The sequence below is a fragment of the Cellulomonas sp. IC4_254 genome, from assembly GCF_011603975.1.
In the GTDB taxonomy this organism is placed as follows: Bacteria; Actinomycetota; Actinomycetes; order Actinomycetales; family Cellulomonadaceae; genus Cellulomonas.
On the sequence record NZ_JAANNB010000083.1, the window covers coordinates 1 to 14,969 of the forward strand.

General features: G+C 75.4%; 14 protein-coding genes. 10 read left to right on the forward strand and 4 right to left on the reverse strand.

From position 1 onward, the window contains the following. Positions 1-1,010: family 43 glycosylhydrolase (locus G6556_RS09955; RefSeq protein ID WP_240934218.1), on the reverse strand; the 1,010-nt coding region annotated here is incomplete at its 3' end. 166 nt (positions 1,011-1,176) lie between these two features. On the opposite strand from G6556_RS09955, the gene G6556_RS09960 reads away from it, so the two are divergent. Both G6556_RS09960 and G6556_RS09965 read left to right on the forward strand, forming a co-directional pair. Beyond that, positions 1,177-2,388, forward strand: a complete 1,212-nt coding sequence (locus G6556_RS09960) for an AI-2E family transporter (RefSeq protein ID WP_166940868.1) — start codon at positions 1,177-1,179, stop codon at positions 2,386-2,388. 52 nt (positions 2,389-2,440) lie between these two features. Beyond that, on the forward strand, positions 2,441-2,626 hold the full coding sequence (locus G6556_RS09965; RefSeq protein WP_166940870.1) for a hypothetical protein: 186 nt from the start codon (positions 2,441-2,443) through the stop codon (positions 2,624-2,626). A 20-nt stretch (positions 2,627-2,646) separates the two neighbouring features. On the opposite strand, the gene G6556_RS09970 is transcribed toward G6556_RS09965, so the two are convergent. Both G6556_RS09970 and G6556_RS09975 read right to left on the reverse strand, forming a co-directional pair. After that, positions 2,647-5,766 (reverse strand): bifunctional [glutamine synthetase] adenylyltransferase/[glutamine synthetase]-adenylyl-L-tyrosine phosphorylase, encoded by a 3,120-nt coding sequence (locus G6556_RS09970; RefSeq protein WP_166940872.1) that lies wholly within the window; start codon positions 5,764-5,766, stop codon positions 2,647-2,649. 109 nt (positions 5,767-5,875) lie between these two features. Further along, entirely contained in the window at positions 5,876-7,213 is a 1,338-nt protein-coding gene (locus G6556_RS09975) for a glutamine synthetase family protein (RefSeq protein ID WP_166940874.1), read from the reverse strand. Positions 7,214-7,308: 95 nt separating this feature from the next. On the opposite strand from G6556_RS09975, the gene G6556_RS09980 reads away from it, so the two are divergent. The 4 genes from G6556_RS09980 (at position 7,309) to G6556_RS09995 (ending at position 12,194) form a co-directional block, all read left to right on the forward strand. Continuing rightward, entirely contained in the window at positions 7,309-9,045 is a 1,737-nt protein-coding gene (locus tag G6556_RS09980) for an NAD+ synthase (RefSeq protein WP_166940876.1), read from the forward strand. After that, positions 9,045-9,914 (forward strand): 3-methyl-2-oxobutanoate hydroxymethyltransferase, encoded by an 870-nt coding sequence (gene panB / locus G6556_RS09985; RefSeq protein WP_166940878.1) that lies wholly within the window; start codon positions 9,045-9,047, stop codon positions 9,912-9,914. Before G6556_RS09980 ends, panB begins: the two co-directional genes overlap by 1 nt. Positions 9,915-10,096: 182 nt before the next feature. Further along, on the forward strand, positions 10,097-11,185 hold the full coding sequence (locus tag G6556_RS09990) for an endonuclease/exonuclease/phosphatase family protein (RefSeq protein WP_166940880.1): 1,089 nt from the start codon (positions 10,097-10,099) through the stop codon (positions 11,183-11,185). Positions 11,186-11,375: 190 nt separating this feature from the next. After that, complete coding sequence (locus G6556_RS09995; RefSeq protein ID WP_166940882.1) at positions 11,376-12,194, forward strand: M15 family metallopeptidase; 819 nt, start codon at positions 11,376-11,378, stop codon at positions 12,192-12,194. Positions 12,195-12,215: 21 nt separating this feature from the next. Here G6556_RS09995 and G6556_RS10000 read toward each other — a convergent pair whose 3' ends face one another. Beyond that, positions 12,216-12,425 carry an SPOR domain-containing protein gene (locus tag G6556_RS10000; RefSeq protein ID WP_346774823.1) on the reverse strand — a complete coding sequence of 70 codons (210 nt, stop codon included), beginning with the start codon at positions 12,423-12,425 and terminating at the stop codon, positions 12,216-12,218. A gap of 33 nt (positions 12,426-12,458) precedes the next feature. Between G6556_RS10000 and map the strand changes: the two genes are divergently transcribed. The 4 genes from map to G6556_RS10020 all read left to right on the forward strand — a co-directional run bounded on the left by map (position 12,459) and on the right by G6556_RS10020 (position 14,924). Beyond that, positions 12,459-13,331 carry a type I methionyl aminopeptidase gene (gene map, locus G6556_RS10005; RefSeq protein ID WP_205693281.1) on the forward strand — a complete coding sequence of 291 codons (873 nt, stop codon included), beginning with the start codon at positions 12,459-12,461 and terminating at the stop codon, positions 13,329-13,331. Next, on the forward strand, positions 13,328-14,125 hold the full coding sequence (gene ppgK / locus G6556_RS10010) for a polyphosphate--glucose phosphotransferase (protein ID WP_166940886.1): 798 nt from the start codon (positions 13,328-13,330) through the stop codon (positions 14,123-14,125). Before map ends, ppgK begins: the two co-directional genes overlap by 4 nt. Before the next feature lie 96 nt (positions 14,126-14,221). Beyond that, the gene (locus G6556_RS10015) at positions 14,222-14,647 is read left to right on the forward strand and encodes a VOC family protein (protein WP_166940888.1); all 426 of its coding nucleotides are present in this window, start codon (positions 14,222-14,224) and stop codon (positions 14,645-14,647) included. 103 nt (positions 14,648-14,750) lie between these two features. After that, positions 14,751-14,924: a CsbD family protein gene (locus G6556_RS10020; RefSeq protein ID WP_166940890.1), complete on the forward strand. Its 174-nt coding sequence runs from the start codon at positions 14,751-14,753 to the stop codon at positions 14,922-14,924. Positions 14,925-14,969 lie beyond the last annotated feature (45 nt).

The window sequence follows — 14,969 nt, forward strand, 5'->3', positions numbered from 1 at the left end:
CGCCAGGTGCGGAACGGCACCAGCAGCTCGCCGGCGGCGTCGAACGGCAGGACCTGGGCACGCGCGTGCCGGTTGGGGTCCCACAGCGGGTCGCCGACGATCTCGGTGTAGGTGCGGGCGTGGTAGACGAGCACCGGGGTGCCGTCCGCCAGCTCGGTGAACGAGTTGTGGCCCGGGCCGTACTGGCCCGCGGCGGGGTCGGACACGAAGACCGGGGTGGGGCTCTTGGTCCACGACGCCGGGTCCAGCAGGTCGGAGCCGAGGTCGGCGGTCAGCACGCCCATCGCGTAGTCGACGCCGGTCGCCGCGCCCGAGTACGTGAGGAAGACCTTCCCGCCGCGCACCAGGACCGACGGGCCCTCGTTGACCCAGAAGCCCTTCGTCTCCCAGTCGAACTCCGGGCGGCTCAGCTCGACCGCCGGCGTCGCCAGCGTCCACGGGTCGGCCATGCGCGCGATGTAGAGGTTGGAGTGGCCGCGCACGTCGAACGCCTGCTGCGCCCAGATGAGGTACTGGCTCCCGTCGATCACGGTGCTGGTCGCGTCGAGCGCGAAGGACTCCCAGCCGGTGTCGACCTGGCCGCGTTCCACCCACTCCCCCTCGAACGGGTCGTCGGCGGTGTTCTCCAGCACGTAGATCCGGTGGTTGAACGTCTCCGCGGTCCCGGGGACGTCCGCCGTCCCGTGGTCGTCGGGCGCCGCGGCGTAGTAGACGTACCAGGCGCCGTCGACCCGGTGGATCTCCGGGGCCCAGATCAGGTGCGACTGCGGGCCCGACCCGTGCCGGGTCCAGATCGTCACCTCCGGGGCGGCCTGCAGGTCCTCCAGGCGCTCCGCGCGCCGCAGCACGACCCGGTCGTAGAGCGGGTGCGAACCGGTGAAGTAGTACTGCCCCTCGTGCCGCAGCACGCACGGGTCCGCCCGCTGCAGCACGATCGGGTTCATGCCGACGCCGTCGGTCACTGTCGTCTCCTCGTCGAGACCGCCGGGCGCGCCGGCGGATTTCTCCATCGTTGTATGTTAACGCTCACACACCGTACGCCCCGCTGTCCAGCCGACCCCCGGGACGCTGGTCCCGGGCGACCCGGCCGACGTCGGCGCGCGCGTCCCCGGCGCCGCCGGGCGGCCCGCCGGTAGCCTGTGCGCGCCCCGTCCGCCGACCAACCCGGAGCAGGACATGCCCGCGCTCGACGACCCCGCCCCGCGACCGGCGCCCGCAGCCGGCGCCCGGCTCACCCCGGGCGCCCGGGACTCGCGGATCCCGCCGCGCTGGCTCCCGCGCGCGCTCGTGATGGCGGTGGCCGCGGCGTTCGCCGGCATCCTCGTCTGGCGCGCCGCCTCGATGCTCGGCAACGTCATCACGATCATCGTGATCTCGTGGTTCGTGGCGCTGGCGATGGAGCCGATGATCCTGTGGCTCGGCCGGCACGGCGTGAAGCGGCCGCTGGCGACGGGGATCACGATGATCGGCGCGCTCGTCCTGGGGATCGCGGTGCTGGGGCTGCTCGGCGGCCTGTTCGTCAACCAGCTCGTCGAGCTGGTGCAGTCGATCCCCGGCTACTACGCCGACCTCCGCGCGATGGCCGCCGACCGGTTCGACGTCGAGCTCCCCCGCACCGACGAGCTGCTCACCAGCGCCGGCGACTACGCGGGCAACATCGCGGACGGCGTCCTCGGCGTCGGCGCGTCCATCGCCGGCGGGCTGTTCACCGCGACCGCGGTCCTGCTGGTGGTCTACTACATGGCCAGCGCCGGCCCGAAGTTCCGCGCCGCCGTGTGCCGCTACCTCGCCCCGCACCGGCAGCGCGAGGTGCTGCGGCTGTGGGAGGTCTCGCAGGACAAGGTCGCCGGGTTCATCAACTCGCGGCTGGTGCTCGCCGCCATCTCGACCGTGGCGACCTGGGCGTTCCTGGCGCTGATCCAGATCCCGTACGCGCTGCCGCTCGCCGTGTTCACCGGCCTGGTCTCGCAGTTCATCCCGACCGTCGGCACCTACATCGGCGGCGCGCTGCCGGTGCTCGTCGCGCTGACGGTCTCGCCCCTGCGGGCCCTGGCGGTCCTGGCGTTCATCATCGCCTACCAGCAGATCGAGAACCTGGTGCTCACGCCCAAGGTGTCCCAGCGGTCGCTCGCGCTGAACCCGGCCGTCGCGTTCCTGTCGGTGATCGCCGCCGGGGCCGTGTTCGGGGCGCTCGGCGCGTTCCTGGCGCTGCCGGTCGTGGCGACCATCCAGGCGGTCATGTCGACGTACCTCCGGCGGCACGAGCTCGTCGACTCCGCGCTGCTCCAGGAGGAGGCCGTCGGCCGGCGCCGGGACGGCGACGGCGGCGACCTGCCCGGCGAGGGCGAGCTCCGGCCCCCGGTCGCGTCCCCCGGCGACCCGGCCTAGCGTCGGGCGCACCGGCGCCACCAGGGCGCCGGCCCCGACCCGAGGAGGACGCGTGACCGACTCGACCAGCGACTGGATCCCGGACAGCCCCGGCGAGGACCCCGACGCGCCGGACGCCGAGCCCGAGCGGGACCTCGGCGGCGTCGACCGCGGCGACGACGTCGCCCAGGACCTCCAGGAGAACCTCGAGGACGGCGCGATGACGGCCGAGCCGGACCCCGTCGAGCCCCCGGACTGACCCGCGCGCCCGCCGGGCGGTCAGGCGTAGAAGACGTCCTCCACCGCCTGGCGGGACCGGCGCGAGGCGCGCAGCCACGCGTCCTCCAGGTCCTGGCCCGAGCCGGACGGGTACCCCAGCACCGCGGCGAGCCCGGTGAGCACCTGCCGGTCGTGCGGCAGCACGTCCGCCGTCCCGCCGGTCCGCCCGGTCCACAGCACCAGCGCGTCCCGCAGCCGGGATGCCAGGTCCCACGCCTCGACGAGCACCGCGGCGTCGTCCTCGGCCACCAGCCCGGCCTCGCGCGCGGCGGCGAGCGCGTCGAGCGTCGACGTCGTGCGCAGGCCCGGCACCTCGTGCGCGTGCCGGAGCTGCAGCAGCTGGGCGGTCCACTCGACGTCGGCGATGCCGCCGCGGCCGAGCTTGAGGTGCCGGGTCGGGTCGACCCCGCGCGGCAGCCGCTCGGACTCCACCCGGGCCTTGATCCGCCGGACCTCGCGCACGCCCGCCGCGTCGAGCCCGCCCGCCGGGTACCGCAGCGGGTCCACCAGCGCGACGAACCGCTCCCCCAGCGCCGCGTCGCCCGCCACGGGCCGCGCCCGGAGCAGCGCCTGGCTCTCCCAGACCAGCGACCAGCGCGCGTAGTACTCGGCGTACGCGTCGAACGAGCGCACCAGCGGGCCGTTGCGGCCCTCCGGCCGCAGGTCGGCGTCCACCTCCAGCGCGGGCTCCGGCCCGACGGCGCCGAGCAGCGCCCGCAGCCGGGTGGCGACGCCGGTGGCGAACTCCTGCGCCAGCACCCCGTCGACCGTCCCGTCGGCGACCCGCACCGGGTCGTGCACGAACAGCACGTCGGCGTCCGAGGTGTAGCCCATCTCGCGACCGCCGAGCCGCCCCATCGCGACCACCAGCAGCGCCGTCGGGTCGGCGGCCAGCCCACGCGCGGCGCGCTCCTCCCAGGCCGCGACCCGCAGCGCGCCGGCCAGCAGCACGTCCGCGGTGGCGGTCAGGCTCCGCGACGCCCGGGTGCCCGTGACCACCCCGAGCACGTCCGCGACCGCGGTCCGCGCGAGCTCCCGCCGGCGCAGGGCGCGCAGCGCGGTCGCCGCGGGCACCGGCTCGGTGGCGCGGGTGAGGATCGCGTCCGCCTCGGCGGCGAGCCGGTCCTGGCTGCGCGGCTCCAGCTCGGCGTCGTCGTCCAGCCAGGCCACCGACTCGGGCGACCGGGCCAGCGCGTCCGCGACGTACCGGGAGGTCGACAGCGCCCGGGCGAGCCGCTCGGCGGCCGTGCCGGAGTCCCGGAGCATCTTGAGGTACCAGTGCGTGCCGCCGAGCGTCTCGGACAGCCGCCGGAACGCGAGCAGGCCGCCGTCGGGGTCCGGGCCGTCGGCGAACCAGCCGATCATCACCGGCAGGAGCTGCCGCTGGATCGCGGACCGGCGGGTCACGCCCTCGGTCAGCGCGGCGATGTGCCGCACCGCCCCGGCCGGGTCGCGGTAGCCGACGGCGGCGAGCCGTTCCCGCGCGGCCTCGGGCGCGAGGCTGACCTCCTCGGTCGACAGCTGCGCGGTCGCCGGCAGCAGGGGCCGGTAGAACAGCGCCTCGTGCAGGTCGCGGACCTCGCGCCGCACCTGGCGCCAGCGCTCCAGCAGCCCGTCGGCGCCCTCGGCGCGCATCCCGAGCGACCGGGCGAGCCGGCGCAGGTCGGGCTCGGCGGTGGGCATGAGGTGGGTGCGGCGGAGCCGGTGCAGCTGGACCCGGTGCTCGATCGCCCGCAGGAACCGGTAGCAGACGGCGAGCTGCCCGGCGTGCTCGCGCCCGACGTACCCGGCGGCGGACAGCGCGGCCAGGGCGGTCAGCGTGTTGCCGCTGCGGATCTCCGGGTCGGCGCGGCCGTGCACGAGCTGGAGCAGCTGGACGGTGAACTCCACGTCGCGCAGGCCGCCGACGCCGAGCTTGATCTGCCGGTCGGCCTCGGCGGCGGGGAGGTGGCGCTCGACCCGGCGGCGCATCGCCTGCGAGTCGGCGACGAAGTTCTCCCGGCGGACGGCCTGCCAGACCATCGGGTTGGTCGCCTCGACGTACGCGCGGCCCAGGTCGGCGTCGCCCGCGAGCGGCCGGGCCTTCAGCAGCGCCTGGAACTCCCAGGTCTTCGCCCAGCGCTCGTAGTACGACCGGTGCGAGTCGAGCGTGCGGACCAGCGGGCCGTCCTTGCCCTCGGGCCGCAGCGCGGCGTCGACCGGCCAGAGCGCGGGCTCCCCGGACGGCGCGGCGCAGGCCCGGGCCAGCGCGGTGGCGAGCCGGGTGCCGGCGGCCAGCGCCTCCGCCTCGTCCGCGCCGTCCACCGGCTCGGCGACGTAGACCACGTCCACGTCGCTGACGTAGTTGAGCTCGCGGCCGCCGGTCTTGCCCATGCCGATGACGGCGAGCCGGACCGACGCGCCGTGGTCGTCGAGCTCCGCGCGCGCCAGCGCCAGCGACGCCTCCAGGGCGGCCGCGGCCAGGTCGGCCAGCGCCGCGGCGACGCCCGGCAGCCGGGTCAGCGGCTCGCCGGAGGTGAGGTCGGTCGCCGCGATCCGCAGCAGCCGGCGCCGGTACGCCCGCCGCATCGCGTCGACGCCGTCCGGCCCGGCGACCGCGGCGACGGGGACGGCCGCGTCGGGGTCGGCGCCGACGGCCGCGAGCAGCTCCGCCCGCACCACGCCGACCGGGACGCCGGTGCCCGAGGCGTCGTCCAGCACGACGTCGAGGTGCTCGGGATGCGCGCTCAGGTCGTCGCCCAGTGCGACGGAGGCTCCGACGACGGCCAGCAGCCGGTCCCGGGCACGCCCGTCCTCGGCGAGCGCGGCGGCGAGCCGGCCGGCGCGGGCCGGGTCGGCCTCGACGGCGCCGGCGATCTTGGCGAGGGACAGCAGCGCCTGGTCCGGGTCCGCGGACTCCGCGAGCGCCGGGACCAGGGCCTCGGTCGCGAGCGGGGCGGCCCCGGGCAGCCCGTCCCGGCCGGGTGCGGGAGCGTCGTCGTCCGGGACGGCGTCCGCGCCGCCCACCAGCCGCAGCAGCGCGGCGTCGGCCAGCAGCCGCTCCGCGCGCGCGACGTCCGCGAACCCCGCACGGGTCAGCCGACCCGCCAACGTGCTGCCCCGACCGACCGACGTGCTCACGCGCTCACGCTACCGACCCCCGCGCCCGAGACGCCGAGTGGGCAGCAGATGTCCCCTCCCGGGGTCGGGAAGGGACGTCTGCTGCCCGCTCGGCGAGGTCGCGCCGTGCTCAGAGCATCGGGAGGAACCGGCGGAGCTCGTAGGGGGTGACCTGGGAGCGGTACTCCTCCCACTCGCGCTTCTTGTTCTTCAGCACGAAGTCGAAGACGTGCTCGCCCAGCGTCTCGGCGACCAGCTCGGACCGCTCCATGACCGCGATCGCGTTCTCCAGCGTCGCCGGCAGCGGCTCGATGCCGAGCGCACGACGCTCGGCGTCGGTCAGCTCCCACACGTCGTCGTCGGCGCCCTCGGGCAGCTCGTAGCCCTCCTCGACGCCCTTGAGGCCCGCGGCCAGCAGCACCGCGAACGCCAGGTACGGGTTGGTGGCCGAGTCGACCGCGCGGTACTCGATGCGCGCCGAGTTCGACTTGCCGGGCTTGTACATCGGCACCCGCACGAGCGCGGACCGGTTGTTGTGGCCCCAGCAGATGTACGACGGCGCCTCGGAGCCGCCCCACAGCCGCTTGTAGGAGTTGGTGAACTGGTTCGTCACCGCGGTGATCTCGGCGGCGTGCCTGAGCAGGCCGGCGATGAACGAGCGCGCCGTCTTCGACAGCTCCAGGTGGCCGCCCGGCTCGTGGAACGCGTTGCGGTCGCCCTCGAACAGCGACAGGTGGGTGTGCATGCCCGAGCCCGGCTGGTCGGCCAGCGGCTTCGGCATGAAGGACGCGAACACGCCCTGCTCCAGCGCGACCTCCTTGACCACGGTGCGGAACGTCATGATGTTGTCCGCGGTGGTGAGGGCGTCGGCGTACCGCAGGTCGATCTCGTTCTGGCCCGGGCCGGCCTCGTGGTGCGAGAACTCCACCGAGATGCCCATGGACTCGAGCATCGTGATCGCGGCGCGGCGGAAGTCGTGCGCGGTGCCGCGCGGCACGTGGTCGAAGTAGCCGCCCTGGTCGACGGGGACCAGCGGCTGCGTCGGGTCGGCCGGCGCGTCGAACAGGTAGAACTCGACCTCGGGGTGCGTGTAGAAGGTGAAGCCCTTCTCGCTCGCCCGGGCCAGCGCGCGCTTGAGCACGTTGCGGGAGTCCGCCAGCGACGGCTCGCCCTCCGGCGTGAGGATGTCGCAGAACATCCGCGCGGTGCCGTGCCGCTCCCCGCGCCAGGGCAGCACCTGGAACGTCGTCGGGTCGGGCTTGGCGATCATGTCCGCCTCGTACACCCGGGTCAGGCCCTCGATGGAGGACCCGTCGAACCCGATCCCCTCCGAGAAGGCCGCCTCGAGCTCGGCCGGCGCGACGGCGACGGACTTCAGCGTCCCCAGCACGTCGGTGAACCAGAGCCGGATGAAACGGATGTCGCGCTCCTCCACGGTGCGGAGGACGAACTCCTGCTGCCTGTCCATGGGGGACATCCTGCCTGATCCGTGTGTCCACGAGGTGACGCACGCGCCGGGCCTCGTCGCGCCGGGGTCCGCCCGGCCGGAATAGGCTCACGGGTATGCCTGACCAGAGCGGACTCCGCGTCGCCCTCGCCCAGATCGACACCTGCGTGGGAGACCTCGCCGGCAACGCCGAGGCGGTCCTCGCCTGGGCCCGGAGGGCCGCCGAGGCCGGCGCCGACCTGGTGGCGTTCCCCGAGATGACCGTCACCGGCTACCCGATCGAGGACCTGGCCCTGCGCGCCTCGTTCCGCCGCGGCGCCGAGCGCGCGCTCGCCGACCTCGCGCACGACCTCGACGCCGCGGGCCTGGGCGACCTGACGGTCGTCGTCGGCACCGTGGGCGAGCGCACGTCGCGCGAGCACGCCGACGCCCCGGCGCGTCCGACCAACCAGGCGGTGGTGCTCCGCGGCGGCTCCGTGCACCAGCGGTACGACAAGCACCACCTGCCGAACTACGGCGTCTTCGACGAGTTCCGGATCTTCACCCCCGGCGGCGAGCCGACCGTGGTCGAGGTGGCCGGGCGCCGGGTCGGCCTGCTCATCTGCGAGGACATCTGGCAGGACGGCCCCGTTGCCGAGCTGTCCGACGACGACATCGACCTGCTGCTCGTCATCAACGGCTCGCCGTTCGAGGAGGGCAAGGGCCACATCCGCACCGAGCTGGCCGCGCGCCGGGCCGCCGAGGTCGCCGCGCCGCTCGCCTACGTGAACATGGTCGGCGGCCAGGACGACCTGGTGTTCGACGGCGGCTCGTTCGTCATCGGCCCGGACGGCACGCTGCTGGCGTCGGCGCCCCAGTTCGTCGAGCACCTGCTCGTGTGGGACCTGCCGGCCCGCGGCGCCGACCTCGAGCGCGGGACGACCGCGCAGCCGCTCGACCCCGACGAGGAGATCTACCGCGCCCTGGTCACCGGCCTGGCCGGCTACGTGCGGAAGAACGGCTTCCGGTCGGTCGTCCTCGGCATGTCCGGCGGCATCGACTCCGCGCTGGTGGCGGCCATCGCGGCGGACGCGATCGGCGGCGACAAGGTCGTCGGCGTGTCCATGCCGTCGCGCTGGTCGTCGGACCACTCGAAGGACGACGCGGCCGACCTGGCGAAGCGCGTCGGCGCCGACTACCGGGTGCAGGCCATCAAGCCGATGGTCGACGCGTTCGAGGGCGAGATGGCGCTCGACGGCGTCGCCGCGGAGAACCTGCAGGCGCGAGTGCGCGGCGTGATCCTCATGGCGCTGTCCAACGCCGAGGGCCACCTGGTGCTCGCGACCGGCAACAAGACCGAGCTCGCGGTCGGCTACTCGACCATCTACGGCGACGCCGTCGGCGGCTACGCCCCGCTCAAGGACGTCGACAAGTCCCGGGTGTGGGCGCTCGCCCGGTGGCGAAACAACCACGCGCTCGACGCGGGCCAGCTCCCCCCGATCCCGGAGAACTCGATCACCAAGCCCCCGTCGGCGGAGCTCCGCCCGGGCCAGACGGACCAGGACTCCCTGCCGCCGTACGACCTGCTCGACCAGGTGCTGGACGCCTACGTCGAGCACGCCGAGGGCCGCGCCGAGCTGCTGGCCCGCGGCTTCGACCCGGAGATCGTCGACAAGGTGCTCTCGCTGGTCGACCGCGCCGAGTGGAAGCGCCGGCAGTACCCGCTCGGCCCCAAGGTCACCGCCCTGGCGTTCGGCCGGGACCGTAGGCTGCCGATCACCACGCGCTGGCGCGAGCCGGTGGACACCGCCGCCTCGGCGGAGGCCACCGCGCGCGCGACCGGCACGACCACCGACACCGTGGAGCAGCACTGATGTCCGAGCAGCCGGCCCCGGCAGCCACCCCCGTCTCCCCCGCCGCCGCGTCGGGCGCCGCCCCGGGCGCGCGCCGGGTGCGCGTCCACCACCTCGCCGAGGCCAAGGCCCGCGGCGAGCGGCTCACCATGCTCACCGCGTACGACTTCGCGACGGCGCGGATCTTCGACGACGCCGGCATCGACCTGCTGCTCGTCGGCGACTCGATCGGCAACACGATGCTCGGCCACGCGTCGCCGATCCCGGTCACGGTGGACGAGATGATCCCGCCGACCCGCGCCGTCGTGCGCGCCGCCCGCCGGGCGCTCGTCGTCGCCGACCTGCCGTTCGGCTCCTACGAGGCCGGCCCGGCGCAGGCGCTCGCCACCGCGGCGCGGTACCTCAAGGAGGCCGGCGCGCACGCCGTGAAGTTCGAGGGCGGCACCCGGGTCGCCCCGCAGATCCGCGCGCTCACCGACGCGGGCATCCCCGTCGTCGGACATCTCGGCTTCACCCCGCAGTCCGAGAACACCCTCGGCGGGCACCGCGTGCAGGGCCGCGGCGACGAGGCCGCCGAGCGGCTCGCCGAGGACGCGCTCGCCGTGCAGGAGGCGGGTGCGGTCGCCGTCGTCCTCGAGATGGTGCCGGCACCCGTCGCCGCGCGGGTCACCGAGATCCTGCGCATCCCGACGATCGGCATCGGCGCGGGCGCCGAGTGCGACGGCCAGGTGCTCGTCTGGACCGACATGGCCGGCATGGGCGAGTGGTCGCCGCGGTTCGCCAAGGCCTTCGCGCCCGTCGGGCAGCTGCTCGGCGAGGCCGCCCGCGCGTACGCCGCCGAGGTGCGCGGCGGGCAGTGGCCCGACGCCGAGCACTCCTTCCTCAGCTGAGCGGGTCGGCGGCCGGCGGGCCGGACGAGCCGGGGCACGCGCGGGACGCGGCGAGCCCGGGGCACGCGGAGGACGCGGCGGGCCCGGGGCACGCGGAGGCCGCTGCGGGACCGGGGCGCCCTGGCGCGCGCGGCGCCGACCGCCGGCCCGGGTCGCGGCTCCGCGCGGCCCTCGGCGTCGCCGTGCTGGTGCTCGCGACGGTCGTCGTGCTCGTGCTGCTGGCGCCCGACCGGCTCGGCCTGGCGGACCGCACCCCCGTCGCCCAGCTCGTCGCCCTGCGCGGGCTCGTCGCCGTCCTGCTGGCCGGGGCAGCGGTGCTGCTGGTGCTGGCCGCCGCCGGCTGGCGGTGGCTCGCCGGACGCGCCGGGCTGCGCCGCTCGGGCCGGCGCCTGCCCCTGGCCCTGGCCGCGGTGCTCGCGCTGGGCGCCGCCGCCCAGGCCGGTGTCGTCGTCGGCCGCGGCGTCGACGGCTCGGGCTCCGGCGCGGGCCCGGGACCGGCGGCCGACGGCGAGCTCGTCGTCCTGTCGTTCAACACCTTCGGCGCCGTCGACCCGGACGACCTCACCGCGCTCGTCCAGCAGCAGGACGCCGACCTGGTCGTGCTCGCCGAGACCTCCCGGTCGACCGCGCAGGCCGTCGCCCGGGCCCTGACCGACGCCGGCCGCCCCACCACCGCGCTCGCCGCCGACTCGCGGAGCACCCGCGTCGACGGCGTCGCCCTGCTCGTCCGCGACGCCCTCGGGTCGTACGCGCCGACGTCCGAGGGCCTCCCGGCCACGGAGCTCGGCACCTTCGCCGCCGTCCGCGGCCCGGCTGCGTCGGGCGCCCTCGCGGGAGACACCGCGGGCACCGTCGACCGGGGTGGGCGCGACGCGGGCGCCCGGCACGACGACGTGCCTTCCCCCGACGTCGTCGTCGCGGCGCACACGCGCGCGCCGTCCGCCCAGTCGTCGATGCCCGACTGGCGGGCGCACGTCGAGGGGATCGCGGACGTGTGCCGGAGCACGCCGGGCGCGATCGTCGCCGGCGACCTCAACGCCACCCTCGACCACCCCGGCCTGGACGACCTGGGCCCGTGCGTCGACGCCGCCGCGGAGGCCGGTGCCGCGGGCCTGGGGACGTGGCCCGCCGACGTGCCCCGCGTGCTCGCCGCACCGATCGACCACGTGCTCGTCGACGGGCGCGCGTGGCGGGTGACCGCGTTCGGCGTGCTGGACCAGGTCGGCGCGAGCGACCACCGCCCGGTCGTCGCGCACCTCGCGCGGCGCTGAGCGCCCGTCCTGCGCCGGGGGCAGCGCCCGACCACCCCGGCAACTCCGTTCGGAGGCTCCAAGGAGCACCGGAGGCACGCGGTGGACGGCGTGGTGGTCCGGGAAGCACCACGATCCCGCTGGGAGCCTCCGCCCGTGAGCGCCGCGCGTCCCGTACCCAGCAGGTCCGGCGGCCCCCTACGCTCCTGCCATGCGCCGTGACTCCGCCGTCCAGCAGCCGGCCGCGGCGCGCTCCTCGGACCCGACGCGGTCCACCGCAGCCCGCTCGGCCACGGCCCGGACGTCCGGCTCGGGTACGGGCACGGGCACCGGTGCCACCCCGCGCGGACCGCGGCCGTCCCGGCCACCGGCCCGCAGGCCGGGGCTGCGCCTGACCCGGCGCGGTGTCGTCGTCCTCGGGATCGCCGCGGCGCTCGTCGTCGTCCTCGTGGTGACCCTGGTGGTCGCGGTCGTGCGGCTGCTCGGTGGCCCGGCGCCCGCGGCCGTGCCCGACCCGGTGCCGGTCGCCGTGGTCCCCGCCTCGTGCGTCCCGGACGCGACGACCTCCCAGAACTGCTGGCCCGCGTTCGACGACGGCGCCGACCCGATGCTCGAGGTGTCCCCGTGGGTCACCGGCCGGCTCCGCAGCGGGGACGCGCGGTACGTCCTGGAGCACGTGGCGGCGCGGTTCGACGCCGAGGTCGAGCCGGTCGACCCGGCGAGCTCGTGGGGCTGGGGCTACCGCACGGTCCGCGGCGAGGAGGACGAGGCCGGCGCCGGGCTGTCGAACCACGCGTCGGGCACCTCGATCGACCTGAACGCGACCGAGCACCCGCTCGGCGCCGAGGACACGTTCGACGACGACCAGGTCGCGGCGATCCGCGCGATCCTCGCCGAGGTGTCGCCGGCGGTCGCGTGGGGCGGTGACTTCGACGGCCGGCGCGACGAGATGCACTTCGAGATCGTCGCCTCCCCCGAGACCCTCGCCGAGGTGGCCGCCCGCCTGCGCGGCGAGACGCCGGCGGGCTGACCCGGCCGGACAGCCGGGACCTCAGGCGTCCCGGCGGTCCTCCTCGTCCCACGCCTCGGTGCGCTCACGGGCCTTCTCCAGCGCGTGCTGCGCGGCCTCGCGGGTCGGGTAGGGGCCGAGCAGGTGCGACCACGTCGACTGCTTGCCCTGCTCGACCTGCCCGGTCTCGGTGTTGTAGTAGAACTCGTCGGCCACGGGTCCGTCCTCCTCGTCCTGGGCCGTCCGGCTCACCCGGCGCGACCACTCCTTCGTAGACTGCCAGGCATGACGTCCGTGCACGCGCCGAGGCCGGCGCTGGTCCCGGGCACCGTGAGCCCCCGGCGACCGGTCCCCGCCTCGATCCCCCGCCCCGAGTACGTCGACCGCCCGGCACCGACGCCCTACACCGGCAGCGACGTCGTGGCCCCCGAGGTCGTCGGGCGCATCCGGGTCTCCGCGCGCATCGCGGCGCAGGCGCTGCAGGAGGTCGGCCGGCACGTGGCCCCCGGCGTCACCACCGACGAGCTCGACCGCATCGGCCACGAGTTCCTGCTCGACCACCACGCGTACCCGTCGACGCTCGGCTACCGCGGGTTCCCGAAGTCGGTGTGCACCTCCGTCAACGAGGTCATCTGCCACGGCATCCCGGACTCGACGGTGCTCGAGGACGGCGACATCGTGAACCTGGACATCACCGCCTACGTCGACGGCGTGCACGGGGACAACAACGCGACGTTCCTGGTCGGCGACGTCGACGAGGAGTCCCGGCTGCTCGTCGAGCGCACCGAGGAGGCCCTGGCGCGGGCGATCAAGGCCGTCCGCCCGGGTCGCGAGGTCAACGTCATCGGCCGGGTGATCGAGAAGTACGCCGCGCGGTTCGGCTACGGCGTGGTGCGCGACTACACCGGCCACGGCGTCGGCGAGGCGTTCCACACCGGGCTGGTCATCCCGCACTACGACGCGGCCCCGATGTACGACCGGGTCATCGAGCCCGGGATGGTGTTCACGATCGAGCCGATGCTCAACCTGGGCACCGCCGACTGGACGACGTGGGACGACGGGTGGACCGTGGTCACCGCGGACCTGCGCCGCAGCGCGCAGTTCGAGCACACCCTGCTGGTCACCGACACCGGAGCGGAGATCCTCACACTCCCATGAGCAACCACCACGGCAAGAACGCGACGACGGCGTTCGGCATCGACATCGGCGGGTCCGGCATCAAGGGGGCGCCGGTCGACCTGGCCACGGGCGAGTTCGCCGCCGACCGCGTCCGCATCCCCACCCCTCAGCCGGCCACCCCCGCCGCGGTCGCGGAGACGGTCGTCGAGCTGGTCAAGCGGTTCGACTTCCCGGACGACGCCGCCATCGGCGTGACGTTCCCGGCGGTCGTCCAGCACGGCGTCGCGCGGTCCGCCGCGAACGTCGACGGCTCCTGGATCGGCACCAACATCGAGCACGTCCTCGGCGACGCGCTCGGCCGGCCGGTCCTGGCGGTCAACGACGCGGATGCCGCCGGCTACGCCGAGACGCTGTACGGCGCCGCGCGGTCGACCTCGGGCGTCACGTTCATCTGCACCCTCGGCACCGGCATCGGCACCGCGATCGTCGCCGACGGCGTGCTGGTGCCGAACCTCGAGCTCGGCCACCTGGAGATCGACGGGTTCGACGCCGAGTCCCGCGCGGCCGACTCCGCGCGGGAGCGCGAGGACCTCGACTTCCCGCAGTGGGCCGAGCGCCTGCAGCGGTACTTCGGGGTCATCGAGGACCTGTTCTGGCCGGACCTCATCGTCGTCGGCGGCGGGGTCTCCAAGCACCACGAGAAGTTCCTGCCCCTGCTGCACCTGCGCGCGCCGATCGTGCCCGCGCAGCTGCGGAACGCGGCCGGCATCGTGGGCGCCGCGGCGCTGGCGTCGCGGGCCGGCACCCCGGTCGCGGGCGTCAAGGGCGACTGACCCGCCGGGCCCGGCGCGCGGCGCCCCGCCGCCGGGCCCGATCCGCCCGCCCCGGGGGGTCTGGTGCGGCGGCCCGCGGCGACCTACGGTCTCGCCATGGGACTCGCCCTGGCTCAGCTGTGCATCGACTCGCACGACCCCTCCTCGCTCGCCCGCTGGTGGGCCGACGTGCTCGGCTGGCGCGTGGTCGAGGAGGACGAGGACGAGGTCGACCTGGAGCCGCCGCCCGGCGTCGCCGCGACGCCGTGGCTGTTCCTGCGTGTGCCCGAGGCCAAGCGCGTGAAGAACCGGCTGCACGTCGACGTGCGCCCGCCGGACGGGTCCGACCAGGCCACCGAGCTCGAGCGGCTGCTGGCGCTGGGCGCCGTGCGGGTCGACATCGGGCAGGGGCCCGACGTCACCTGGCACGTCCTCGCCGACCCCGAGGGCAACGAGTTCTGCCTGCTCCGGTCGACGCCGTCCGAGCTCGCGGCCCTGCTGGCGGCCGAGGCCGCGGGGACCGCCGGCGGTGAGCCTGCCTGACCTGGGGCTTCGTCGTCCCCCGATCGGGGCGCTCCGGATGCGGCGGCACGTGAGCAGGCTTAGCGTCGGGAGCACGACGTACCGGTCCGAAGAAGGAGGACGTATGGGACTCGACGACAAGATCGCCAACGCTGCCGAGAAGACCGCGGGCAAGGTCAAGGAGGCCACCGGGCGCGCCTCGGACGACGAGCGCCTCGAGGCCGAGGGCCGCGCCGACCAGTCCAAGGCCGACATCAAGGGCGCGGGCGAGAAGGTCAAGGACGCGTTCAAGCACTGAGCCTCCGCGCCGGCGCGTGCGCCCCGTCCCGGGTCACCGGGGCGG